The organism is Streptomyces sp. NPDC046859, assembly GCF_040645135.1.
In the GTDB taxonomy this organism is placed as follows: Bacteria; Actinomycetota; Actinomycetes; order Streptomycetales; family Streptomycetaceae; genus Streptomyces.
Window position 1 is genome coordinate 172,416 of record NZ_JBEYXR010000003.1, and the last position, 23,279, is coordinate 195,694.

A 23,279-nucleotide genomic window follows, 5' to 3' on the forward strand; every position below is an offset into this window, starting at 1 on the left:
AGCGCATCCCCCTAACGAAACGAAACGGTTTCGTTCGTGTCCTGGGTCACGTGCGCCGCCTCCCGGCCGGACAGGCTCGGCGCCCATCCGAACGGGCGGTATGTCACGACTTGCCCCGGTCGGCCCCCGGGCGAAGCATGGGGAGGTGAGCTACCTGCGCCTTCCGCATCTGAGCGGCGACCTGCTGTGCTTCGTGGCCGAGGACGACCTGTGGCTGGCCCCCCTGGACGCCCCGGGCCGCGCCTGGCGGCTCACCGTCGACCGCGCCAAGACGGGCCACCCCCGCTTCTCCCCCGACGGCCGGCACATCGCGTACACGAGCTGGCGCACCCTCGCCCCCGAGATCCACCTCGTGCCCGTCGACGGCGGCGTCACCACCCGGCTCACCTACTGGGGCTCCGGCGACACCCAGGTGTGCGGCTGGGACCCCGACGGGGTGATCCTCGCCGTCGGCTCCCACGGCGAGCCCTTCTCCCACTACACGTTCGCCCACCAGGTGCGCCCCGACGGCGACCCCGGCCGCAAGCTCCCCTGGGGCCCCTGCTCCGACATCCAGGTCGCCGACATCGACGGCGAGCGCCGCACCCTGCTGCTGACCGGCACCCCGCCGCACGAACCGGCGTACTGGAAGCGCTACCGGGGCGGCGCCACGGGCCGCCTGTGGCTGCACTGCACCCGCCTGCTCGCCGGTCTGGACGGGCATCTGCACTCCCCCATGTTCGTCGGCGACCGCATCGCCTTCCTCTCCGACCACGAGGGCATCGGCAACCTCTACTCCTGCGCCCACGACGGCTCCGGCCTGCGCCGGCACACCGACCACGACGCCTTCTACGCCCGGCACGCCGCGAGCGACGGCACCCGGGTGGTGTACCAGTGCGCGGGCGACCTGTGGATCGTGGACGACCTCTCGGCCGACTCCGAACCCCGCCGGCTCGACGTACGGCTGTCCGGCCCGGTGACCGGACGCCGCCGGTACCAGGTGCCGGCAGCCCAGCACATCGAAGGCGTCTCCGTGGACGAGACCGGCCGCGCCAGCGCCGTCGTCGTCCGCGGCAGCCTGTACTGGCTGACCCACCGCGACGGCCCCGCCCGCACCATCACCGACACCCCCGGCGTACGGGTCCGCCTCCCCGAGATGCTGGGCTCCGTCGGCCAGGTCGCCTACGTCACCGACGCGGACGGCGAGGACGCCGTGGAGATCGCCTACCTCCCGCGCGCCACCGGCGACCGCGAGCCGCGCCGGCTGGCCTCGGGCGAGCTGGGCCGGGTCCTGGAACTGGTCGCCGACCCCCAGGGCGAACGACTCGCGATCGCCGCGCACGACGGCCGGCTGCTGCTGCTCGACGCGGCCGAGGACTCTGGGGGCACCTCCCGGACGAAGTCTGGAGGAGGCGAGGTCACCGAGCTGATCCGGTCCGTCAACGGCCCCGTGCGCGATCTCGCGTTCTCCCCCGACGGCGGCTGGCTGACCTGGTCCCACCCCGGCATCGGCCGCTCCCTGCGCCAGATCAAACTGGCCCGGATGAAGGACCGGCTGATCGTCGACGTCACCGACGGCCGCTTCGAGGACGAGAACCCGGTCTTCACCCGGGACGGCCGCTATCTGGCGTTCCTGTCCTGGCGGGGCTTCGACCCCGTCTACGACGTGCACACCGGCGACCTGTCCTTCCCGCTGGGCTGCCGCCCCTACCTCGTCCCGCTTTCCTCGGCCACCCCCTCCCCGTTCGCCCTGACCCCGGAGGGCCGGCCCGCCGCCGGCGGCATGGACCCGCTGACCGACGAGGAGGGCGGCGACCTGGGCACGACGACCGTGGAGACCGAGGGGCTGGAGAGCCGGGTCACGCCGTTCCCGGTGACCGCCTCCAAGTACTCGGCGCTGCGCCCCGTCGCCGGCGGCGCACTGGTGTGGCTGCGCTGGCCGATCTCGGGCGCGCTCGGCGAGACCTTCGCCAACCCCGACGACACGACCGGCCGGCCCACCCTGGAGCACTTCTCCATCGGCAAGGCGAAGAAGACCGAACTGGTCGGCCACCTCGACTCGTTCGCGGTCAGCGGCGACGGCACCCGGCTGGTCGTCCTCGACGAGGGCGACCTGCGGGCCGTTCCCGCGAGCGAGTCCGGCGACAGCGACAGCACGGTCTGGATCGACGCCCGCCGCATCCTGCACGAGGCGGACCCGGCCGCCGAGTGGCGGCAGGCGTACGCCGAGGCCGGACGCCTGACCCGGGCGTATTTCTGGGACCCCGGCATGTGCGGCATCGACTGGGACGCGATCCTCGACCAGTACCGCCCGCTCGTCGAACGCGTCTCCACCCCCGACGAGTTCGCCGACCTGCTCCGCGAGGTCCTGGGCGAGCTGGGCACCTCGCACGCCTACGTCACGGCCGCCCGCCGCAACGAGGGCCCGCCGCACTACCAGCGCTGGCAGGGCCTGCTCGGCGCCAACCTCGTCCGCCGCGACGAGGGCTGGGCGGTCCGGCGCATCCTGCCCGGCGACTCCTCCGACTCCAAGGCCCGCTCCCCGCTGGCCGGCACCGGCATCCGCGAGGGCGCGGTGCTCACCCACGTCGACGGCCGCCCGGTCGACCCCCGCACCGGCCCGTACCCGCTGCTGGCCGGGGCCGGCGGGACCACGGTGGAGCTGACCTTCGCCCCGGCCGAGGGCGTCGCCGGCCGCGCACGCCGCGTCGCCGTCATCCCCCTCATCGACGAACGGCCCCTGCGCTACCAGGACTGGGTCACCAAACGCCGGGCCGTCGTCCGGGAGCTGAGCGGCGGACGCTGCGGCTATCTGCACATCCCCGACCTCGGCGGCTCGGGCTGGGCCCAGTTCAACCGCGACCTGCGCATGGAGGTGTCCCGCCCCGCGCTCCTCGTGGACGTGCGCGGCAACGCGGGCGGCCACATCAGCGAACTCGTCGTGGAGAAACTGACCCGCAAGATCCTCGGCTGGGACCTCACCCGCAACGCCCAGCCGGTGTCGTACGCCTCCAACGCGCCGCGCGGCCCGATCGTCGCCCTCGCCGACGAGGCGACCTCCTCCGACGGCGACATGATCACCGCCGCGTTCAAGCTGCTGCGCCTCGGACCGGTCGTCGGCCAGCGCACCTGGGGCGGTGTCGTCGGCATGACGGGCCGTCACCGCCTCGGCGACGGCACGGTGATCACCGTCCCCATGAACGCGGCCTGGTTCGACGCCTACGGCTGGTCCGTCGAGAACAGGGGCGTCTCCCCCGACGTCGAGGTCCTGCGCACCCCCCTGGACTGGGCGGAGGGCCGCCACGCCCAGCTCTCCGACGCCGTCGAACTCGCCCTGGAACTGCTGGAGTCCCACCCGCCGGCCACACCGCCCGACTACTCCCACGTACCGGACCGGTCCCGGCCGAGACTGCCGCCGCGGCCGGCGCCCTGACAGCGCGCGGGCCGGCAGCCGCCCACGCGAACGCGGGGCACCCACCAGAGCCGGGGGCACCCCGCGTTTCAGCGAACCGACCGACTACCGGTCGTAGTCGAGGTCGAAGCGCTCGTCGTCCTCACGCTCACGCGAGCGGTCGGACTCCTCGTCCCGCTGCGGCCGCTGCGGGCGGCCCCGCTCCGGCTGCTCCTGCGGACGGCCGCGCTCCTGCTGCCCGTGCTGGCGCGCACGCTCCTGGAGCTGCTCGGACTTCTCCTTGAACTGGTCCTTCATGCCCATGTGGGTTCACTCCCGTAGTGGGTCGGATCGGCCCCCTCGCTGGGGCCTCGACCAGATTCACACGGGCCGTAACCCTGCGCATGTCGATCAGTGACGCCGTGTAGTCCTCGCCTGTTCGTCGGCCTCGCCGCCCGCCCCGACCAGGCCCGTCCGCATGCCGTCAAGCCGGTCCGCGAAGCGCCGCATCTCCCGCTGCCCCACGGTCCCGATGAGCGCCGGCAGATACCCGCGCACCCCCTGCATGCCGCGCAGCCACCACTGCCCGTACACATGGCTGGACCGCCGCTCGATCCCGGCCACGAGCCGGTCGACCGCCGGTCCCAGCGGGTAGGTCTTGTTCGCCGGCCACGGCAGCCGCTGCCTCAACTCCCGCATCACGTCGTTCTGATCGGCGCCGCGCACCATGTCGGTGTCCGTCCACGACAGATAGCCGACGCCCACCCGCACGCCCTTGTAGCCGACTTCGGCCCGCAGGCTGTGCGCGTACGCCTCCACACCCGACTTGGACGCGCAGTACGCCGACATCATCGGCGCCGGGGTGATCGCCGCGAGCGAGGCGATCTGCAGCAGGTAGCCCCGGCTCTCCACCAGCAGCGGCAGGAACGCCCGCCCGGTCACCGCCGACCCGATCAGGTTGACCTCGATGACCCGCCGCCAGGACTCCGGATCGGACTCGACGAACGGCCCGCCCGTCGCCACACCGGCGTTGGCGACCACGATGTCGACCTTCCCGAACCGCTCCTTGACCTCCCGCGCCACCCGCGTCATCGCCTCATGGTCGGTGACGTCGGCGTGCCATTGGTCGCTGTCGCCGTGCAGCCGCTCCGAGACCTGCTTGAGCACATCCGGCTCCAGGCCCACCAGCGCCACCGACGCGCCCCGCGCGGACAGCTTGCGCGCGAGCAGCTCCCCGACCCCGCGCGCCGCTCCGGTGACGACGGCGACCTGGCCCTCAAGGCTCACCCTGCTCATGCACCCTCCTTGACCTGCGTGTACGTCGTGACGAGTTCGCGTATCTTCCCGGTGACCAGCTCGGGTGCCTCGATGGGCGTCATGTGCCCGACCCCCGCGACCTCGGTCACCCCGAGGCAGTTCGGCAGCGCGGCGGCCAGCGAACGGGCGTGCACCGGCGGGGTGAGCCGGTCGGCCGTGCCGACGACCACCGCCGTGGGCACGGTCAACTCCCCTATGCCGTGGTCGAGATCGATCAGCGCCAGCACCTGTGACCAGGCGTGCCGCACGGTCCGCGGGCAGGCGTGCACGATCCGCGCGCACGCCTCGACCATCTCGGGCGCCGAACGCGGCCCCATCGTCGCGTACTTGAGGATCGCCCGGGCGACCGCCGTGACCGGCCCGAGCGGCGCCCGCGACCCGAGGAGGCGCCCCGTCAGCCGGGTCCGCAGCCCGCCCGCCCGCAGCGGCAGCACCATCGACTCGGCGACCAGCCGCGACGCACCCGTGCTGCACAGCAGGACGGCGGCCGCGTGCTCCCGGAAGGCCGGACGGGCGGCCGCCGCCATCACGGTCATCCCGCCCATCGAGTGCCCGGCCACGACGACCTTCTCGCCGGGGGCCAGCGTGGCCCCCAGGACGGCTTCCAGATCGTCGGCGAGGGCGTCCGTGCTGCACACGGCACCGGCCGGGCTGCGTCCATGACCGCGCTGGTCGTAGGCCACGACCCGGTGATCCACGGCCAGTTCGCGGATCTGCGCCGCCCAGAAGGCCGTCGAACAGGTCCAGCCGTGCGCGAGCACGACGGCCGGAGCGCCCTCCGGCCCGTGCACCTCCACGTGCAACCGGGCCCCGTCGGCGGACTCCACCGTCAGCTCACGGACCGGCACGGGCGGCGCGTACGGCCCCGAGGCCACGCTCGTCGGGCGGCTCACGCGGACACCTCCGCGTTCTCGCCGCTGTGCGCGCGCTCCGGCGCCGAGGACCGGACGACGGCGTACTCCGCGAGGTCCACACGGCGGGTGGCCCGCCGGAACTCCGCCGTCGTGCCCGGCCACACCGTGGTGTTGCGGCCGTTGGCGTCCAGGTACCAGCTGGTGCAGCCGCCCGTGTTCCAGACGGTCCGCGTCATCCGCTGCTGCACCCGCCGGTTCCAGGCGTGCACGGCGCTCGGCCGGGCGTCCAGGGCCACCCGCCCGCCGAGCACGTCGAGCTGGCGCACGAAGTCCGCCATGTAGTTCAGCTGGGACTCGATCATCAGGATCATCGACGAGTTCCCCAGGCCCGTGTTGGGCCCGATGATGGTCATCCAGTTCGGGAACCCGGCGGCGGAAGCGCCGCGCAGCGCCTCCATCCCGCCCTTCCACACCTCGGCGAGGGTCTTGCCCTCCGCACCCACCACGCGCTCGGCGATGGGCATGTCGGTGACATGGAACCCGGTGCCGAACACGATCGCGTCGACCTCGGCCTCGCTGCCGTCGGCCGCGACGAGCGTCGAGCCCCGGATCTCGCTGAGCCCGCTGGCCACGACGTCCACGTTGGGCCGGGCGAGGGCCGGGTAGTACGCACTGCTCAGCAGGATCCGCTTGCAGCCGATGCGGTAGTCGGGGGTCAGCTTGGCCCGCAGCTCCGGGTCCTTGATCGCACGGGCCATGTTCCGCTTGGCCAGGCCCTCGATGAAGCCCAGCTCGTTCGGGTGCTTGGTGAACGCCTGCACCTGGAGCTCCCGGATGCCCCACAGCAGGCCCCGGCGCACCCGGCTGGTGAACGGCAGCGCCCGGTGCAGCGACCGCTCGGCCCCGCTGATCGCACGGTCCATCCGGGGCATGACCCACGGCGGGGTGCGCTGGAACAGGGTGAGCCGCTCCACCTCGGGCTGGATGGACGGCACGATCTGGATGGCGGAGGCGCCCGTGCCGACCATGGCGACCCGCTTGCCGCGCAGGTCGTAGTCGTGGTCCCAGCGCGCCGAGTGGAACACCTGCCCGGGGAAGGAGTCCAGGCCCGGGATCTCGGGGATCTTAGGGTCGGACAGCGGCCCGGTGGCGGAGACGACGAGGTCGGCGGAGAGCTCCCCCCGGCTGGTCTCGATGTCCCAGCACAGCCGCTCGCCGTTCCACGTCATCCGCTTCACCTCCGAGTCGAAGCGGATGTGCGGCCGCAGCCCGAAGGTGTCGGTGACGTGCTCCAGATAGGCGCGGATGTGCTCCTGGCCGGAGAAGGTGCGCGGCCAGTCCGGGTTGGGCGCGAACGAGAAGGAGTACAGATGGGACGGCACGTCACAGGCGCAGCCCGGATAGCTGTTGTCCCGCCAGGTGCCGCCGACGCTGCCCGCCCGTTCCAGGACGACGAAGTCCGTGACGCCCTCGCGCCGCAGCCGAACGGCCGCTCCCAGCCCGCCGAACCCGGACCCGATCACCGCGACCCGCACATGTTCGCGTTCGGCCATGCGTGTGCCTCCCTGCTCCACCGGAATCACGCCAGTGAACACTGGCATGGTGGGGAGCGTAGAGGAGCCCCGTACCGACCGGTAGGGGGCGGGCCGAGGAAAGTTACCCGCGGTACGAATTAAGGTGCCCGAGTGACCGAGAAGCGTGAGTACCGCATGGAGGAACTGGCCCGGCTGGCCGGCATCACGGTGCGCACCCTGCGCTTCTACCGCGAGCGCAAGCTCATCCCGCCGCCCCGCCGCGAGGGCCGCATCGCCTGGTACGACGACCACCACCTGGCCCGCCTGCGCACCATCGCGGCTCTCCTGGAACGCGGCCACACGCTCACCGGCATCGCCGAACTCGCCGAAGCCCTCGACCATGGCCGCGACGTCGCCGACGTCCTCGGCGTCACCCCCACCGAGGAGGAGCCGGTCCGCCTCACCCCCGAGGAACTCGCCGCCCGCTTCGAGGGCCAGGTCACCCCCGAGAACCTCGCCACCGCCCTCGACCTCGGCTACCTCGGCACCGACGGCGACGAGATCGTCCACATCAGCCGCCGCCTGCTCGACGTCTCCTCGGCCCTCGTCCGCGAGGGCATCCCCCTCGCCGAGGTCCTCACCGCCGGCCGCCGCATCCGCGAACACGTCGACGCCATGGCCGACCTGTTCGCCGACCTGGTCCTGCGCCACGCCGGCGAATCCGACCTCCCCCGCCTGCGCCCCCTGGCCCGCAGCGTCGTCGAGGCGGAACTCTCCCTGGCCCTGGACCGCCGGCTGCGCAAGCAGAGCGAGCGGGACCAGCCGCAGGACTAGGTCGTGTAGACGACCGTCACCGGCGCGTGGTCCGACCAGCGCTCGCTGTGCGTGGCGGCGCGTTCCACGTAGCCCTTGAGCGCCCGGCCCGCGAGCCCCGGCGTCGCGACCTGGAGGTCGATTCTCCATCCTGTGTCGTTGTCGAACGCCCGTCCCCGGTACGACCACCAGGAGTACGGCCCCTCCACGTCCGGGTGCAGGGCGCGGACGACGTCGACGTAGCCGCCCTCGGACGGGTCGAGGACGCGGGTCAGCCAGGCGCGTTCCTCGGGCAGGAAGCCGGAGTTCTTCGCGTTGCCCCGCCAGTTCCTGAGGTCGGCCTTGTCGTGGGCGATGTTCCAGTCGCCGCAGACCAGGACCTCGCGGCCGTCGGCGGCGGCACGTTCGCGCAGGTCCTTCAGGTGGGCCAGGAACTCGGTCATGAAGCGGTACTTCTCGTCCTGCCGCTCGGTGCCGACCTCGCCGGAGGGAAGGTAGAGGGAGGCGATCGTCACACCCGGCAGGTCGACCTCCGCGTAGCGGCCACTGGCGTCGAACTCGCTGGACCCGAAGCCGACCCGTACCCGGTCGGGCTCGCGGCGTGTGTAGAGGGAGACCCCGGCGCGGCCCTTGGCGGCCGAGGGCGCGTGCAGGACGTGCCAGCCCTCGGGGGCGCGGACATGCTCGGGGAGCTGCTGCGGCTCGGCCCGGACCTCCTGGAGGCACACCACGTCGGCATCGGTTCCGGCGAGCCACTCCACGAAGCCCTTCTTCGCGGCGGCCCGGAGTCCGTTCACATTTACAGAGGTCACAGTGAGCACCCAGGCACTTTACCGGCACACTGGACGCTGTCCGATTCTGGAATGTCCCGATCTTGAATTGATATACGGTATTCAGCATGCATATTCGACCGGTTCCCTTCGACCACCCCGACGCGGTCAAGCTCAACGACCAGGTCCAGGCCGAGTACGCCGTCCGCTACGGCGACGACGGTGACGCCACGCCGCTCGCCGTGGCCGACTTCGCGCCCCCGCGGGGCCTGTACCTGATCGCGTACGACGCGCTCGGCGTGCCGGTCGCCTCCGGCGGCTGGCGGACGCAGGACGAGAACGGCGAGGGCAACCGGGACGGCGACGCCGAGCTGAAGCGCATGTACGTGGTGGAGGACGTGCGCGGCCGTGGGCTCGCGCGGCGCATCCTGGCCGCGCTGGAGGAGGACGCCCGGTCGGCGGGGCGCCGGCGGATGGTGCTGGAGACGGGCGTGAAGCAGCCGGAGGCGGTGGCCCTCTACACGTCGAGCGGCTACGAGCCGTGCGAGAAGTTCGGCTACTACCGCTTCCACGAACTGAGCCTGTGTTACGCCAAGGCGCTGTGAGCACCGGCACACATCCGTGGCGGGTGATCGGGGGTCAGACCCCGGCGCCCGCCGCCTCTTTCCCGACCTTGAGACATGCCAAAGCCCCGGTCGGGAGATCCCTACCGGGGCTTTGGGCTGCGTGGACCTGAGGGGATTTGAACCCCTGGCCCCCTCGATGCGAACGAGGTGCGCTACCGGACTGCGCCACAGGCCCTTGCAACGAGTGAAACTTTAGCACCCCGATCGGCGTGCTCGGAAATCCGTTGCCGGGCGGCCGGGCGGCCGCGCCGGGCCGCCGTCACTCGTTGGCGGCGCGCGGCCGGTCGCCGTCCTCGTACTGGTCGAACAGCGGTGTGCGGCCCCGCTCGCGGGCCCGGCGGGCGGACGCGGCCCGGCGGGCGTCGCTGCGCTCGCCCCCGTCGGTGCGGTCGTCCTCGGCCGCGGCGGGGGTCTCAGCGGCCGGGGCCTCGTGCTCGTGGCCGACGGCGCTGGAGCGGGCCGAGCTCCACGCGTCCGGTGCGCCGAGGTCGACGTCGGAGGTGGCGCGGGGGGCGACGGGCGCGGTCACGTACGTCGGCAGGGGGACGGGTACCGGGTCCCAGCTGTCGCCGTGCCCGGGGCGCCGCTGGCGCTCGCGCTGCTGGTCGACCCACTCGGCGTGGTCGGTCTGCTCGACGAGGGCCCGGCGGTCGGCGGCGAGCGCGGACAGGTCGGTGCCGGTGGCTGGTCCGGCCCCTTCGTCGGAGTCGGCGGCGCCGGGTGGGGCGTCGCCGGGTCCGCGGCGGCGGTTCTGGCGGGCGTGTTCGCGGACCCGCTGTGCGGCGGCCTCGGCGCCGCGCCGGTCCATCTGGTAGGCGAAGCGGCGGCGCTCCTGGGACCGCAGGTAGGCGATGTACCCGCTGAGGAGGACGGCGGGGACGCCGGGCGCCCACAGGAAGGCGAGTCCGCCGACGGCGGCGACGATCGCGCCGAGGGTGAAGGCCAGGAAGAGGATGACGGTGGTGCGCCGGCGGCGCGCGAGGACCTTCAGGCGCCGGGCCCGCGCTGCGGCCGCCTCCTCGGAGGGGGACCTCCGGGGGGCCGGCACGCGCTTGCGGGCCTGGGCGTCGGGCTCCCGGGGGGCGTCGCGGGTGGGGTCGGGGCGTGCCGGGTCCGGGCGGGCCGGTGCCTGGGCCGGTGACGCCGCCTGGGTGTGCGGACGGGTCGGGGGCACGGCGAAGGCCCGGACGTCCACCGACTCGGTGACGTCGTCCGGGTCGTCCGCGCCGGGCTCCCCCTCGCCGGTGGAGCGGGCGCGCAGGTCCTTGGCGTACCGGCGCTCCATGCCCGCCCGTCCGGACAGCAACCGGATGGCTGTGCTGAAGCGTTCCGTCGGACGGGCCTCGTTCAGCTCGTCCTGCCTACGGAGCCACATCGGCACCAGGTAGGCGGCCCAGGCCCCGACGATGACTGCGTAGATGAGGCCGCTGCTGCTCACGCCTCACACGGTAGAGGGGTTTGCGTGAGGCCATCCGCCAATTGAGCCGGTGTGTCGCACGATCTGGCTGATATTTCGAACTTTTTTTGTGATCGATGCGATCAGCAGCCCGCCGAGGCCGCGAATTTCACGCCCTCAGCCGGTCATCCGCCGATCAATTTCGAACATTTATTCAATTCCCGGGGTTACGCGGGATTCCCTCGTGTGTTCTGCGGCTTGGCGGACGGGGTGGCCTGCGCACGGGTGCGGTGCCAGCGCCCGAGCAGTCCGTCCGGGACCTCTTCCGCCGTGAGCGCGAAGACGAGGTGGTCGCGCCAGGCTCCGTCGATGTGCAGATAACGCGGACGCAGTCCCTCTTCGCGGAATCCGAGTTTCTCCACGACCCGGCGGCTGGGCCTGTTCTCGGGGCGAATGCAGACCTCGATGCGGTGCAGACCGACGGTGCGGAAACAGTGGTCCACGACGAGCGCGACGGCGGCCGGCATGACCCCGCGGCCCGCGACGGACTCGTCCACCCAGTAGCCGACGTGCCCCGAGCACATCGATCCCCAGGTGATCCCGGCGACCGTCAACTGCCCGACGAGGCGCCCCTGGTACTCGATGACGAACGGCAGCATGCGGCCCGCGTTCGCCTCGGAGCGCAGGTGCCGCACCATCTGGCGGTAGGTGGGCCGGTGCACGATCGGCCCGCTGGGCGTGGGCGGCGGGATCGTCGCCTCCCAGGGCCGCAGCCAGTCCCGGTTGCGCCGGTTGACCTCGCGCCACACCCGCTGGTCGCGCATCTTTATCGGCCTGAGGACGACGTCGCCGTCCCTCAGTTCGACGGGCCAGGATGGGGTGTTCAGCTCGCACCCCCACTGCTCGGGCCGGGGTGGTCACCGCCGCGGAGCTGGTCGACGGCGTGGACCAGGAGGGGTTCCAGGACGGCCAGGCCGTCCTTCACCCCGCCGCTGGACCCGGGCAGGTTCACGATCAGCGTGCGCCCGGCGACGCCGGCCAGGCCCCGGGACAGGGCGGCCGTCGGCACCTTGTCCCGGCCGAACGCCCGGATGGCCTCCGCGATGCCGGGCACCTCGCGGTCGATCACCGCGCGGGTCGCCTCGGGGGTGCGGTCGGTGGGCGAGATGCCGGTGCCGCCGGTGGTGACGACGACGTCGTACCCGGCGCCGACGCCTGCGCGCAGCGCCGCCTCGACCGGGTCGCCGTCGGGCACGACCCGCGGCCCGTCGACGGTGAACCCGAGGGCCTCGAGGCCGTCGGCGATCAGCGGTCCGCCCCGGTCCTCGTAGACCCCGGCGGCGGCTCGGTTGGACGCGGTGACCACCAGAGCGCGATACGTCATGCCCGGCTCCAGTCGCCCGACTTCCCGCCCGTCTTCTGCTCCACCCGTACGTCCGTGATGACCGCCCCCTTGTCGACCGCCTTGACCATGTCGATCACGGTGAGCGCGGCGACGGTGACCGCCGTCAGTGCCTCCATCTCGACGCCCGTGCGGTCCGTGGTCTTCACGGTGGCCACGATCTCCACGGCGTCGTCCGCGACCGACAGGTCCAGTCTCACACCGGAGAGCGCGAGCGGGTGGCACAGCGGGATCAGGTCGGGGGTGCGCTTGGCGCCCATGATGCCCGCGATACGGGCGGTGGCGAGGGCGTCGCCCTTGGGCATCCCCTCGCCCCGCAGCAGTTCGACCACGCGCGGCGAGACGAGGACCCGTCCGGCGGCGTGTGCCGTGCGTGCGGTGACGTCCTTCGCGGAGACGTCGACCATCCGGGCGGCGCCTGCCTCGTCGAGGTGCGTGAGGTGGTCCTGCGGGGGTGGGTTCTGCGTGCTCATGCTGGTGTGGCGCTCCCGGTCCGGGCCCGTCGCGGTGCGGCGCACGGGCCTGCTGTGCGCGACACGGTACCGCCAACCAGCGACGGTCAGCCGAGCAGGACCACCTCGACCTCGGCGCCCGGTTCGACGCTCTCGACGTCCTCGGGGACGACGATCAGCGCGTCGGCCTGCGCGAGGGCGGCGACCAGGTGGGATCCGGCGCCTCCGACGGGCCGGACCTCGCCGTCGGCGTAGGTGCCGCGCAGGAACTGCCGGCGTCCCTTGGGCGAGGTGAGCGCCTTGTCGGCGGCGAGGGTGGCCCGGGTGCGCGGCCGGTGCACATCGGTCAGGCCCATCAGGGTGCGGATCGCGGGGCGCACGAACAGCTCGAAGGAGACGTACGACGACACCGGATTGCCCGGCAGGGCGAGCAGCGGGGTGTGGTCGGGGCCGATCGAGCCGAAGCCCTGCGGTTTGCCGGGCTGCATGGCGAGCTTGCGGAACTCCACGCCGCTGCCGGGTTCGTCCTCGTCGCCGACGTGGGCCAGCGCCTCCTTGACGACGTCGTACGCCCCGACGCTGACGCCTCCGGTGGTGACCATGAGGTCGGCGCGCACGAGCTGGTCCTCGATGGTGTCGCGCAGCGTCTCGGCGTCGTCGGCGACGGCGCCGACGCGGTAGGCGATGGCTCCGGCGTCGCGGGCGGCGGCCGTGAGGGCGAAGCTGTTGGAGTCGTAGATCTGGCCGGAGCCGAGCGGTTCGTCGGGCTGGACGAGCTCGCTGCCGGTGGACATGACGACGACCCGGGGGCGGGGGCGCACCCGGACCGTGCCGCGGCCGATGGCGGCGAGCAGGGCGATCTGCGGCGGGCCGAGGACGGTGCCGGCCCGCAGGGCGCGGTCGCCGGCCTCGACGTCGCTGCCCGCCGCGCGCACGTGCGCGCGGGCCTCGGCGGGCCGGTGGATCTGCACGGTGCCGGCGGCGCCCTCGGGGGCCTGGCTGCGGGCGCGCATCCCGCTGACCGGGCCCTCGCCGAGCCCTCCGTCGGTCCACTCCACGGGGACGACGGTCTCGGCGCCGGGCGGCAGCGGGGCGCCGGTCATGATGCGGACGGCCTGGCCGGGGCCCACGTGGAGCAGCTCGGCCTGGCCCGCCGCGGCGTCCCCGACGACCTCCAGGACGGCCGGGAACTCCTCGCTCGCGCCCGCGATGTCCGCGACCCGCACCGCGTACCCGTCCATCGAGCTGTTGTCGAACGGCGGCAGGGAGACCGGCACCGTGACGTCCTCGACCAGGACACAGCCCTGGGCGTCGAGGAGCTGCAGCTCGATGGGTTCGAGGGGGCGGACGGTGGCGAGGATGTCCTGAAGGTGCTCGTCCACGGACCAGAGCTGGTCGTGACCGGCGGGACGGGGCGCGGCGGTGCTCAACTCGCTACATCTCCTCGGCTACGTAACTGCGAAGCCAGGTCCGGAAGTCCGGGCCCAGGTCTTCACGTTCGCACGCGAGTCGGACAATGGCACGCAGGTAGTCGCCGCGGTCGCCGGTGTCATAGCGGCGGCCCTTGAAGACGACGCCGTGCACCGGGCCGCCGACCTTCTCGTCCGCGGCCAACTGCTGCAGCGCGTCGGTCAGCTGGATCTCGCCGCCGCGGCCGGGCTCGGTCTTGCGGAGTATGTCGAAGACGTGGGGGTCGAGGACGTAGCGGCCGATGATGGCGTAGTTCGACGGGGCGTCGGCCGCGGCCGGCTTCTCGACGAGGTCGTGGACCTTGACGACGTCGGCGTCCTCGGTGAGGTCGACGGCCGCGCAGCCGTAGAGGTGGATCTGCTCGGGCTCGACCTCCATCAGGGCGATGACGCTGCCGCCGCGCTGCTCCTGCACCTCGATCATCCGCTTGAGCAGGGGGTCGCGGGGGTCGATCAGGTCGTCGCCGAGGAGGACGGCGAAGGGCTCCTGGCCGACGTGCGGGGCCGCGCACAGCACGGCGTGGCCGAGGCCCTTGGGGTCGCCCTGGCGCACGTAGTGCATGGTGGCGAGGTCGCTGGACTCCTGGACCTTGGCGAGCCGTGCGGCGTCGCCCTTCTTCTGCAGGGCGGACTCGAGTTCGTAGTTGCGGTCGAAGTGGTCCTCGAGCGGCCGCTTGTTGCGGCCTGTGATCATGAGGACGTCGTCGAGGCCCGCGGAGACGGCCTCTTCGACCACATACTGGATCGCGGGCTTGTCGACGACCGGCAGCATCTCCTTGGGAGTGGCTTTGGTGGCCGGTAGGAAGCGTGTTCCTAGGCCCGCTGCGGGGATGACAGCCTTGGTGATCCGAGGGTGGGACTGGGTCATGCCCGACACCTTATCCGGTGCCTTTGCGTGGAATCTGAAGCTCCGGTTATTTGGCTCTCATATGCGCACATTGGGAAGGGTACGGGAGCGAGCTTTGACTCACTTCGGACAGGGCACCGAGTCTGCCAAACGGACGTTGCGGCGAGAGCTCCTCGCGGTAAGAAGCAGGTTGACGCCGGATGACGTGCGGGAATCGGCGGCCGCGCTGGCCCGGCGCGCGCTGGACCTGCCCGAGCTCGCGCGGGCGGGCACGGTGGCCGCGTACGTGTCCGTGGGAAGCGAACCCGGCACCCTCGCGCTGCTCGACGCGCTGCGCGCGCGGGGCGTGCGCGTCCTGCTGCCCGCCCTGCTGCCCGACAACGACCTGGACTGGGGCCCCTACACCGGCCGGGACGCCCTCGTCCGGGTCCAACACGGCGGGAAGATGGCACTCTTCGAGCCCGCCGGCCCGCACCTCGGCCCGGACGCCGTGACCGAGGCCGGCGCGGTGCTGCTGCCGGGCCTCGCCGTCGACGCGCGCGGGATGCGCCTGGGCCGCGGCGGCGGCTCGTACGACCGGGTCCTCGCGCGGCTGGAGAACGCGGGTGTCCGTCCGGCGCTGGTGGTGCTGCTGTACGACGCGGAGGTCGTCGGGCGGGTCCCCGAGGAGCCCCACGACCGTCCGGTGGACGCGGTGGTGACACCGTCCGGGGTGCGCCGTTTCCCGGAGTCCTGACCGGCACCCCGTACGCGGAAGGGCCCTCCACGCGCGCGTGGAGGGCCCTTGTGCGCTGTCAGCGGGTCACGGCCGCAGCACCAGGGTGTCGCTGGTGGCGTCGTCGACCGCCTGCTTCGAGAAGGACCAGTCGAGCAGTTCGCCGTCGGCCCACTTGTCCGTCTGGTCGGTGTAGTGGGAGTTGTAGGCGTGCCCGGAGGCGCCGGTGAGGTTGATCCACTTCGACTTGTCCAGGTCGCCGAGGTTGACGACCATCCGCATCGACGGCACCCACACGACCCCGTAGCCGCCGGCGGCGTTCCAGCCGCTCGCGTTGACCGTGGCCTCGCCGCCGCTGAGCTTCCAGGGGCCGCGGTTGAGGGCGTACTGGAGGAAGCCGGGGCCCTCGGTGCCGAGGGTCTGGTTCTTCAGGAACAGGCGGTGCAGCCGGCCCCAGCTCCAGGTGTCGATGTCCTTGCCGAGCTTCGCGGTCAGCTCCCAGCGGGCGTCGACCATGGCCCGCGCGAACAGGTCGTCCCGGTTGCGGTCGGCTCCGTCGCGGGGGCCCGCGTCGGGCGTCGTCCACCAGTCGCTGTCCGGGTCGTCCATGAGGCCGCGCACGACCTCGAACCAGCGGTCGCCGCCGTCCGGCTGCGCCTGGTCGGCGTCGCGCTCGCCGCACTCGCGGACCTTCTGCACCTCGTCGGCGGGACCGGTGGTGTTGACCGGGTCGACGTACAGGCACTGGCCCTTGACCCGCAGCTCCTTGGGCAGCTTGTTGCCGAAGGCCAGCTTGAGGGTGTTGCGCCACACCGAGTTGAAGTAGGCGGCGGCCGCCGAGTCGGCGTCCTGGGTGTAGTCCCAGCCCTCCAGCAGCTCCTGCGCCTCGCGGACGTCCGGGTCGGCTATGTCGATCTTCAGGAGCTGGGGCACCAGCAGCTTGGCCATCTCACTGCTGTTGTCGAGCTGCATCTGCCGCATGTCGTCGGTGGAGATCTTGCCGCCGCCGTCGATCTTCGACTGGATCAGGTCGTTGATGCGCTGGCTGCGGGCGCCGTAGCCCCAGTCCGTGGTGAGCGTGTAGGGGTACGTGTCCTTGTCGACGACGGCCTGGTTGGCGGTGACGATGTAGCCGCGCCTCGGGTTGTACTCGTACGGCAGCTCGTCCTCGTCGAGGTAGCCGGTCCAGCGGGACGCGGGGTCCCAGCCGGGCGCCGGCACCGAGCCGTCGTAGCCCTGCGCGCGCGTGGGGATCTTGCCGGGCAGCGTGTAGCCGATGTTGTCCTCGCGGTCCGCGTAGATCAGGTTCTGCGAGGGCACGTCGAACAGGGCGGCCGCGGAGCGGAAGTCCTTCCAGTTCTTCGCCCTGTCCATGGCGAAGACGGCGTCCATGGTGGTGCCCGGGTCCAGCGCGGTCCAGCGCAGCGAGATGCCGTAGCCGTCGCCCCGGTCGGGGGCCGCGGTGTCCACGGTGGCCTTCTTGCCCACCTTGACGAGCTCGGAACTGCGGTCGGACAGCAGCGGGCCGTTCTTCGTCGCGCGGACGACGATCTTCTTCGGCTCGCCGCCGGCGACCTCGATGGTCTCCTGGCGGGTGGTGAAGGGCACCGTCTTGCCGCCGTACAGGTAGCCGTCGCCGGACAGCTTCTCCAGGTACAGGTCGGTGACGTCGACGCCGGAGTTGGTCATGCCCCAGGCGATGTCCTGGTTGTGGCCGATGACCACGCCCGGCATGCCCGCGAAGGTGTAACCCGCCACGTCGTACTGGCAGGAGGCGGAGACCGCGCGGCAGTGCAGGCCCATCTGGTACCAGACGGACGGCAACGAGGCCGACAGGTGCGGGTCGTTGGCCAGCAGCGGCTTGCCGGTGATGGTGTGCTTGCCGCCGACCACCCAGGAGTTGGAGCCGATGCCGTCGCCGTTCACGCCGACGGCGGTGGGCAGCCCGTCCAGCACGTTCTGGAGATCGGCCAACTGGCTCTGCAGGCCCGCGGTGCCGGACGACCCGGACGACGAGGGGGTTCCGCCCGTGCCGCCCACCGTGCCCGCGGTGCCGGTGGCGCCGCCCGTGGCGTCTTCCGGCCCGTACGTCTTGGTGACCTCGTCGTAGCGGCCGGTCCGCACGATCGCCTTGTTCCGGCTGTACGGGTACTGCGGGTACAGCTCGGCGATCTGCTTGGGGCCGAGGCGGCTGGTCATCAGGGCGCGGTCGATCTCGTCCTGCATGTTGCCGCGCAGGTCCCAGGCCATCGCCTTCAGCCAGGCGATCGAGTCGACCGGCGTCCACTGCTCGGGCTTGTAGTCGTTGGTGAACCCGAGGGCCGCGTACTCCAGGGAGATGTCCGCGCCGTCCTTGCCCGCCAGGTAGGCGTTGACGCCTTCGGCGTACGCCTGGAGGTACTTCTTGGTGGCGGCCGACAGCTTGGTGTCGTACTCCCGCTTCGCGATCCGGTTCCAGCCCAGGGTGCGCAGGAACTCGTCGTTGTCGACCTGTCCCTTGCCGAACATCTCCGACAGCCGCCCGGAGGTCATGTGCCGGCGGACGTCCATCTCCCAGAACCGGTCCTGCGCCTGCACGAAGCCCTGCGCCATGAACAGGTCCGCGTCGGAGGAGGCGTAGATCTGCGGGACGCCGTAGCCGTCCCGCTTGACGTCGACCGGCCCGGACAGGCCGTCGAGCGTGATCGAGCCCTTCGTCTGCGGGAAGGACGCGCGGACGGTGCTGATGGACCAGTAGGCACCGCCGGTGACTCCCGCGATGACGGCCAGCACCAGCACCAGGACGAGCAGACGCGCTCTGCGCCCCTTCTTCCTGCCGGATTTGCCGGGCTGCTGACCCGTGGATGCGGTGGTGTTGGGGGGCATCGCTGTCCTTGCTGTCCTAACGCGAGCGGCAGACGGTCCTGGAGTGCTGGAGCAACCATAGGCGCAGGGCCCGGTCGGACTTGACGCGGAGTGGGCAACCCACGCGGACGGACGTTCGATCATGCCCCTACGAGCGTCAAGAAATCGTCAAGAGTTAGGTAAGCTAATGAAGTAGTTGGGTGCGAAGCACCGCCACTTCGTGTCCTATGTTCATGAGCCCCCGCGCGCGTCCACGTGGGCCAGGGAAGGGAACGGCCGCTGACTGTCCACGACCTCAACCAGCTTCTGCTCGTCTGCTCGCTCGTGCTGCTCAGCGCCGTCGCGGCGGTCCGCATCTCCTCGCGCAGCGGCCTGCCCAGCCTGCTCGTCTACCTGGGCATCGGTGTGCTCATGGGCCAGGACGGCATCGGCATCCGCTTCGACGACGCCGAGCTCACCCAGGTCATCGGCTACGCCGCCCTGGTCGTGATCCTGGCCGAGGGCGGACTCGGCACGAAGTGGAAAGAGGTCGAACCGGTCCTGCCGGCCTCCGCCGCGCTCGCGACCGTGGGCGTCACGGTCAGCGTCGGCGTGACCGCGTCGGCCGCGCACTACCTGGTCGGACTGGACTGGCAGCAGGCGCTGATCATCGGTGCTGTCGTCTCCTCGACCGACGCCGCCGCCGTGTTCTCCGTACTGCGCCGCCTCCCGCTGCCCTCCCGCGTGACCGGCACCCTGGAAGCCGAGTCCGGCTTCAACGACGCCCCCGTGGTCATCCTCGTCGTCGCCTTCTCCCACCACGGCCCCCTGGAGCACTGGTACGTGCTGCTCGGCAAGATAGCGCTGGAACTGGCGATCGGCGCGGCCATCGGCCTCGCCATCGGCTGGCTCGGCGCCTGGGGCCTGCGGCACGTCGCGCTGCCCGCCTCCGGCCTGTACCCGATCGCCGTCATGGCCATCGCCGTCACCGCCTACGCGGCCGGCGCCATGGCCCACGGCAGCGGCTTCCTCGCCGTCTACCTCGCCGCGATGGTGATGGGCAACGCGCGCCTGCCGCACTGGCCGGCCACCCGCGGTTTCGCCGAAGGACTCGGCTGGATCGCCCAGATCGGCATGTTCGTCCTGCTCGGACTGCTGGTCACCCCGCACGAGTTGGGCGACGACATCGTGCCCGCCCTCGTCATCGGCCTCGCGCTGACCATGCTGGCGCGCCCGCTGAGCGTCGTCGTGTGCCTGACGCCGTTCCGGGTGCCCTGGCGGGAGCAGGCGCTGATGTCCTGGGCCGGCCTGCGCGGCGCCGTGCCGATCATTCTCGCGACGATTCCCGTGGTGAGCGGCGTCGAGGGCAGCCAGCGCATCTTCAACATCGTCTTCGTGCTGGTCGTCGTCTACACCCTGATCCAGGGGCCGACCCTGCCCTGGCTGGCCCGCAAGCTGAACCTGGGACAGGGCCCGGAGGCCGCCGACCTCGGCATCGAGTCGGCGCCCCTGGAGCGGCTGGGCGGACACCTGCTGTCGTTCGTCATCCCCGAGAACTCGAAGATGCACAACGTCGAGATCGCCGAACTGCGCCTGCCGCCCGGCGCCGCCGTCACGCTCATCGTCCGCGACGGGAAATCGTTCGTCCCGCAGCCGGCGACCGTGCTGAGGCACGGCGACGAACTCCTCGTGGTCGCCACCGACCCGGTGCGCGACGCGGCCGAGCGCCGGCTGCGCGCCGTCGGCGCCGGCGGCAAGCTGGCCGGCTGGCTGGGGACGGACGGGCTGAGCCGCTCGTAGAGAACGCCCGGCCTGTTCCGGGGAAGCACAGGCCGCAAGCCGGGACGTGCTGGCTTTCACAGGGGTCACAGGGTGAACGCCCTGTACAATGCAGGTGACCCAGATCGAACCAACTCTGCCTGACGCAGAGCTGGCGCGACCGTATGGCGGCCGGGACGCCCCTCCTCATCGTGGGCGCCGGTATCTACCGCAGTTCCGCGCAAGAGGACAGCTCTCGGCGCCGCCCCCACCCGGGGGTGCCGCGCTACCAGGCGGCAGAAAGGCACGGGCCGTGGCGTCCACGGTCACCAAGGAGCCGTCGAAGGACTCGGCCTCCTCCCGCCCGGGATACGGACAGCTGCTGCGCACCCGCGGCGCCTGGACGTTCCTGCTCCCCGGCTTCGCGGCACGCCAGCCGTTCGCGATGCTGACCATCTCCATCGTGCTGCTGGTCCAGCACACCACCGGCTCCTACGGCGCGGCGGGCGCCGCCGCGGCCGTCACCGGCGTCTCCATGGCCCTGTTCGCGCCCTACAGCGGCCGTCTCGCCGACCGCTACGGGCAGCGCGCCGTGCTGATCCCCGGCGTTCTCGTGCACACCGTGTCCGGTCTGACCCTGACCGCTCTCGCCCTCGCCCACGCGCCGCTGTGGGCCCTGTTCGCGGCGGCCGTGCCCACCGGCGCCTCGGTGCCTCAGGTCGGGCCCATGGTGCGGGCGCGCTGGGGTGTCAAGCTCCAGGACTCGCCCCTGATGACGACGGCCGCCGCCTTCGAGTCCGTCACCGACGAGCTGACCTTCGTCGTCGGGCCGCTGCTGGCCACCGCCCTGTGCACGGCCGTCGACCCGGCCGCCGGCCTGGTCACCGAGGCCACCCTCACGCTGGTGGGCGGCCTGCTCTTCGCCGCGCAGCGCGGCACCCAGCCGGTCGTCACCGGCGGCGGGCACACGCGCGTGGAGCACGGCTCCGCGCTGCGCATCCCCGGGGTGCGGGTGCTCATCGTGACCTTCCTCGGCATCGGTTCCGTCTTCGGCGGCATGCAGGTCTCCCTGGCCGCCTTCACCGAGTCGATCGGCCGCCCCGGCCTGAACGGCGTCCTGTACGGCACCTTCGCCGCGGGCAACATGCTCGCCGGCCTGGTCTGCGGCGCCATCGCCTGGAAGGTCGCGCCCCAGCGCCGCCTCCTCGTCGGGTACGCCGCGCTCGCGCTGGCCGCGTCCGGACTGTGGGCCGCGCACTCGGTCCTCGTGCTGGCCGCCCTGGGCCTGCTGGTCGGCATGTGCATCGCGCCCTCCCTGATCACCGGCTACACGCTGGTCGAGAGCCTGGTCCCGGCCGGGGCCCGCACCGAGGCGTTCACCTGGCTGACCGGTGCCGTCGCGCTCGGCCAGGCCGCCGCCGTCACGGTCGCCGGACAGCTCGAGGACCGTCTGTGGGGCGGGGCCGGTTTCCTGGTGCCGATGGGCGGCACGCTGCTGGCCCTGGTCACCCTCGTCGCCCTGCGCTCCCGGCTCTCGGCGCGGGCCGCCGGCCGTACGGTCGCACGTGGCGTGGGTCACCGCGTGCCGGTGGCAGTGGACTGAGAGGCCGGAATACGTCACTATGGATTGTCGTTAGCACTCATCAAGTGAGAGTGCCAGGAGGAGAAGTGCCGACCTACCAGTACCAGTGCACCGCGTGCGGCGAGGGCCTCGAGGCGGTGCAGAAGTTCACCGACGACGCCCTGACCGAGTGCCCCAGCTGCCAGGGCCGCCTCAAGAAGGTGTTCTCGGCGGTCGGCATCGTCTTCAAGGGCTCCGGCTTCTACCGCAACGACAGCCGCGGCTCCTCGTCGAGCAGCTCGCCGGCGTCGTCGAAGTCGTCGTCCTCCACGTCGTCGGACTCCTCGTCGTCGTCCACGGCGTCCTCGTCGGACAAGAAGGCGTCGAGCACCGGCACCTCCTCCAGCAGCTCCGCCGCGTAGCGCGCACCACTTCTTACAGGACCCTGTCGTCGTAGGACGGCGGGGTCCTCGGCGTGTCCGGTGGCCGTCGGGGGCGGCTAGGGTGCGGACATGGCGAACAAGGCGAACGCCGAGCTCGGCGTGATCGGCGGCTCCGGTTTCTACTCCTTCCTCGACGACGTGACCGAGGTCCAGGTCGACACCCCGTACGGACCGCCCAGCGACTCCCTCTTCCTCGGCGAGATCGCCGGCCGGCGAGTCGCCTTCCTCCCCCGGCACGGCCGCGGCCACCATCTGCCGCCGCACCGCATCAACTACCGCGCCAACCTGTGGGCGCTGCGCTCCGTCGGCGTACGCCAGGTGCTCGGCCCGTGCGCGGTCGGCGGTCTGCGGCCCGAGTACGGACCCGGCACCCTGCTCGTGCCGGACCAGCTGGTCGACCGCACCAAGTCCCGGGTGGGCACCTACTTCGACGGGCTGCCGCGTCCCGACGGCACCGTGCCCAACGTGGTGCACGTGTCGCTGGCCGACCCCTACTGCCCCACCGGCCGCGCCGCCGCGCTGAAGGCCGCGCGCGGACAGGACTGGGAGGCCGTGGACGGCGGCACCCTGGTCGTCGTGGAGGGGCCCCGCTTCTCCACCCGCGCCGAATCGCTGTGGCACCAGGCGCAGGGCTGGTCCGTGGTCGGCATGACGGGCCACCCCGAGGCGGCGCTCGCCCGTGAGCTGGAGCTCTGCTACACCTCGATGACCCTGGTCACCGACCTGGACGCGGGCGCGGAGACCGGCGAGGGCGTCTCCCACGACGAGGTGCTGCGCGTGTTCGCGGCCAACGTCGACCGGCTGCGCGGGGTCCTCTTCGACGCGGTGGCCGCCCTTCCGCCGAACGACGAACGGGACTGCCTGTGCGCCGGGGCGCTGGGGGGCATGGACCCGGGGTTCTCCCTGCCGTAGAGGACGGCGGGGCGGGCTTCGCGGGGCCGGTGCGACCGGGCGGAACGCCTCCTTCGGGGGGCGGGGTTGTCCACAGGCTGTGGGTTGTCCACGGGCTTCGGCGAGCGGCGGCGGGATGTCGGATGGTGGCTTCGCAAGCCGTTCCGTCCGCACCGTTCTCGCTGGTGGTGATCCCGTGTCCCTCGCTCCCCCTGCCCCTCGATTCCCGGCCTCTCCCTCTTCTTTCTCCTCCCTCTC

The 23,279-nt window shown here is 72.1% G+C and carries 20 protein-coding genes and 1 tRNA gene; 8 read left to right on the forward strand and 13 right to left on the reverse strand.

Features of this window, described 5'->3' with window-relative positions:
- The first annotated feature begins 145 nt into the window (after window positions 1-145).
- Window positions 146-3,412 carry a S41 family peptidase gene (locus ABZ899_RS05235; protein WP_361340956.1) on the forward strand — a complete coding sequence of 1,089 codons (3,267 nt, stop codon included), beginning with the start codon at window positions 146-148 and terminating at the stop codon, window positions 3,410-3,412.
- A gap of 84 nt (window positions 3,413-3,496) precedes the next feature.
- Here the strand turns inward: ABZ899_RS05235 and ABZ899_RS05240 are convergent, their stop codons facing one another.
- The 4 genes from ABZ899_RS05240 to ABZ899_RS05255 all read right to left on the reverse strand — a co-directional run bounded on the left by ABZ899_RS05240 (window position 3,497) and on the right by ABZ899_RS05255 (window position 7,094).
- Window positions 3,497-3,688: a hypothetical protein gene (locus ABZ899_RS05240; RefSeq protein WP_361340959.1), complete on the reverse strand. Its 192-nt coding sequence runs from the start codon at window positions 3,686-3,688 to the stop codon at window positions 3,497-3,499.
- A gap of 93 nt (window positions 3,689-3,781) precedes the next feature.
- Window positions 3,782-4,666 (reverse strand): SDR family oxidoreductase, encoded by an 885-nt coding sequence (locus tag ABZ899_RS05245; RefSeq protein ID WP_361340962.1) that lies wholly within the window; start codon window positions 4,664-4,666, stop codon window positions 3,782-3,784.
- Window positions 4,663-5,580 (reverse strand): alpha/beta hydrolase, encoded by a 918-nt coding sequence (locus ABZ899_RS05250; RefSeq protein WP_361340965.1) that lies wholly within the window; start codon window positions 5,578-5,580, stop codon window positions 4,663-4,665. Before ABZ899_RS05250 ends, ABZ899_RS05245 begins: the two co-directional genes overlap by 4 nt.
- A complete protein-coding gene (locus tag ABZ899_RS05255) occupies window positions 5,577-7,094 on the reverse strand; it encodes an NAD(P)/FAD-dependent oxidoreductase (RefSeq protein WP_361340967.1) in 1,518 nt (505 codons plus the stop codon). The genes ABZ899_RS05250 and ABZ899_RS05255 overlap by 4 nt, the downstream gene beginning before the upstream one ends.
- A gap of 132 nt (window positions 7,095-7,226) precedes the next feature.
- On the opposite strand from ABZ899_RS05255, the gene ABZ899_RS05260 reads away from it, so the two are divergent.
- Window positions 7,227-7,889 (forward strand): MerR family transcriptional regulator, encoded by a 663-nt coding sequence (locus ABZ899_RS05260; protein WP_361340970.1) that lies wholly within the window; start codon window positions 7,227-7,229, stop codon window positions 7,887-7,889.
- On the opposite strand, the gene xth is transcribed toward ABZ899_RS05260, so the two are convergent.
- Complete coding sequence (gene xth / locus ABZ899_RS05265; RefSeq protein ID WP_361340973.1) at window positions 7,886-8,689, reverse strand: exodeoxyribonuclease III; 804 nt, start codon at window positions 8,687-8,689, stop codon at window positions 7,886-7,888. The two genes, ABZ899_RS05260 and xth, sit on opposite strands and share 4 nt — an antisense overlap.
- Before the next feature lie 77 nt (window positions 8,690-8,766).
- Between xth and ABZ899_RS05270 the strand changes: the two genes are divergently transcribed.
- Window positions 8,767-9,243 carry a GNAT family N-acetyltransferase gene (locus tag ABZ899_RS05270; RefSeq protein ID WP_361340975.1) on the forward strand — a complete coding sequence of 159 codons (477 nt, stop codon included), beginning with the start codon at window positions 8,767-8,769 and terminating at the stop codon, window positions 9,241-9,243.
- A gap of 122 nt (window positions 9,244-9,365) precedes the next feature.
- Here ABZ899_RS05270 and ABZ899_RS05275 read toward each other — a convergent pair.
- The 7 genes from ABZ899_RS05275 to galU form a co-directional block, all read right to left on the reverse strand.
- Window positions 9,366-9,439 (reverse strand) — tRNA-Ala (locus ABZ899_RS05275).
- 84 nt (window positions 9,440-9,523) lie between these two features.
- Window positions 9,524-10,702 (reverse strand): gephyrin-like molybdotransferase receptor GlpR, encoded by a 1,179-nt coding sequence (gene glpR / locus ABZ899_RS05280; RefSeq protein ID WP_361340978.1) that lies wholly within the window; start codon window positions 10,700-10,702, stop codon window positions 9,524-9,526.
- 185 nt (window positions 10,703-10,887) lie between these two features.
- A complete protein-coding gene (locus ABZ899_RS05285) occupies window positions 10,888-11,547 on the reverse strand; it encodes a GNAT family protein (protein ID WP_361341552.1) in 660 nt (219 codons plus the stop codon).
- Window positions 11,544-12,044, reverse strand: a complete 501-nt coding sequence (locus ABZ899_RS05290; protein WP_361340981.1) for a MogA/MoaB family molybdenum cofactor biosynthesis protein — start codon at window positions 12,042-12,044, stop codon at window positions 11,544-11,546. Before ABZ899_RS05290 ends, ABZ899_RS05285 begins: the two co-directional genes overlap by 4 nt.
- Window positions 12,041-12,535, reverse strand: a complete 495-nt coding sequence (gene moaC / locus ABZ899_RS05295; protein WP_361340983.1) for a cyclic pyranopterin monophosphate synthase MoaC — start codon at window positions 12,533-12,535, stop codon at window positions 12,041-12,043. Before moaC ends, ABZ899_RS05290 begins: the two co-directional genes overlap by 4 nt.
- A gap of 86 nt (window positions 12,536-12,621) precedes the next feature.
- Entirely contained in the window at window positions 12,622-13,944 is a 1,323-nt protein-coding gene (glp, locus tag ABZ899_RS05300) for a gephyrin-like molybdotransferase Glp (protein ID WP_361340986.1), read from the reverse strand.
- A gap of 4 nt (window positions 13,945-13,948) precedes the next feature.
- Window positions 13,949-14,851, reverse strand: a complete 903-nt coding sequence (gene galU, locus ABZ899_RS05305; protein WP_361340988.1) for a UTP--glucose-1-phosphate uridylyltransferase GalU — start codon at window positions 14,849-14,851, stop codon at window positions 13,949-13,951.
- A gap of 94 nt (window positions 14,852-14,945) precedes the next feature.
- Here galU and ABZ899_RS05310 point away from each other — a divergent pair, with 94 nt between their 5' ends.
- A complete protein-coding gene (locus ABZ899_RS05310) occupies window positions 14,946-15,566 on the forward strand; it encodes a 5-formyltetrahydrofolate cyclo-ligase (protein WP_361341555.1) in 621 nt (206 codons plus the stop codon).
- A gap of 66 nt (window positions 15,567-15,632) precedes the next feature.
- On the opposite strand, the gene ABZ899_RS05315 is transcribed toward ABZ899_RS05310, so the two are convergent.
- Window positions 15,633-18,410 carry a penicillin acylase family protein gene (locus tag ABZ899_RS05315; protein ID WP_361340991.1) on the reverse strand — a complete coding sequence of 926 codons (2,778 nt, stop codon included), beginning with the start codon at window positions 18,408-18,410 and terminating at the stop codon, window positions 15,633-15,635.
- A 234-nt stretch (window positions 18,411-18,644) separates the two neighbouring features.
- On the opposite strand from ABZ899_RS05315, the gene ABZ899_RS05320 reads away from it, so the two are divergent.
- From ABZ899_RS05320 to ABZ899_RS05335, 4 genes are all read left to right on the forward strand, one after another.
- The gene (locus ABZ899_RS05320; RefSeq protein ID WP_361340993.1) at window positions 18,645-20,168 is read left to right on the forward strand and encodes a potassium/proton antiporter; all 1,524 of its coding nucleotides are present in this window, start codon (window positions 18,645-18,647) and stop codon (window positions 20,166-20,168) included.
- 271 nt (window positions 20,169-20,439) lie between these two features.
- The gene (locus ABZ899_RS05325) at window positions 20,440-21,729 is read left to right on the forward strand and encodes an MFS transporter (RefSeq protein ID WP_361340995.1); all 1,290 of its coding nucleotides are present in this window, start codon (window positions 20,440-20,442) and stop codon (window positions 21,727-21,729) included.
- Window positions 21,730-21,794: 65 nt separating this feature from the next.
- On the forward strand, window positions 21,795-22,109 hold the full coding sequence (locus tag ABZ899_RS05330; protein ID WP_361340998.1) for an FmdB family zinc ribbon protein: 315 nt from the start codon (window positions 21,795-21,797) through the stop codon (window positions 22,107-22,109).
- 90 nt (window positions 22,110-22,199) lie between these two features.
- Window positions 22,200-23,042 carry an S-methyl-5'-thioadenosine phosphorylase gene (locus ABZ899_RS05335; protein WP_361341000.1) on the forward strand — a complete coding sequence of 281 codons (843 nt, stop codon included), beginning with the start codon at window positions 22,200-22,202 and terminating at the stop codon, window positions 23,040-23,042.
- Window positions 23,043-23,279 lie beyond the last annotated feature (237 nt).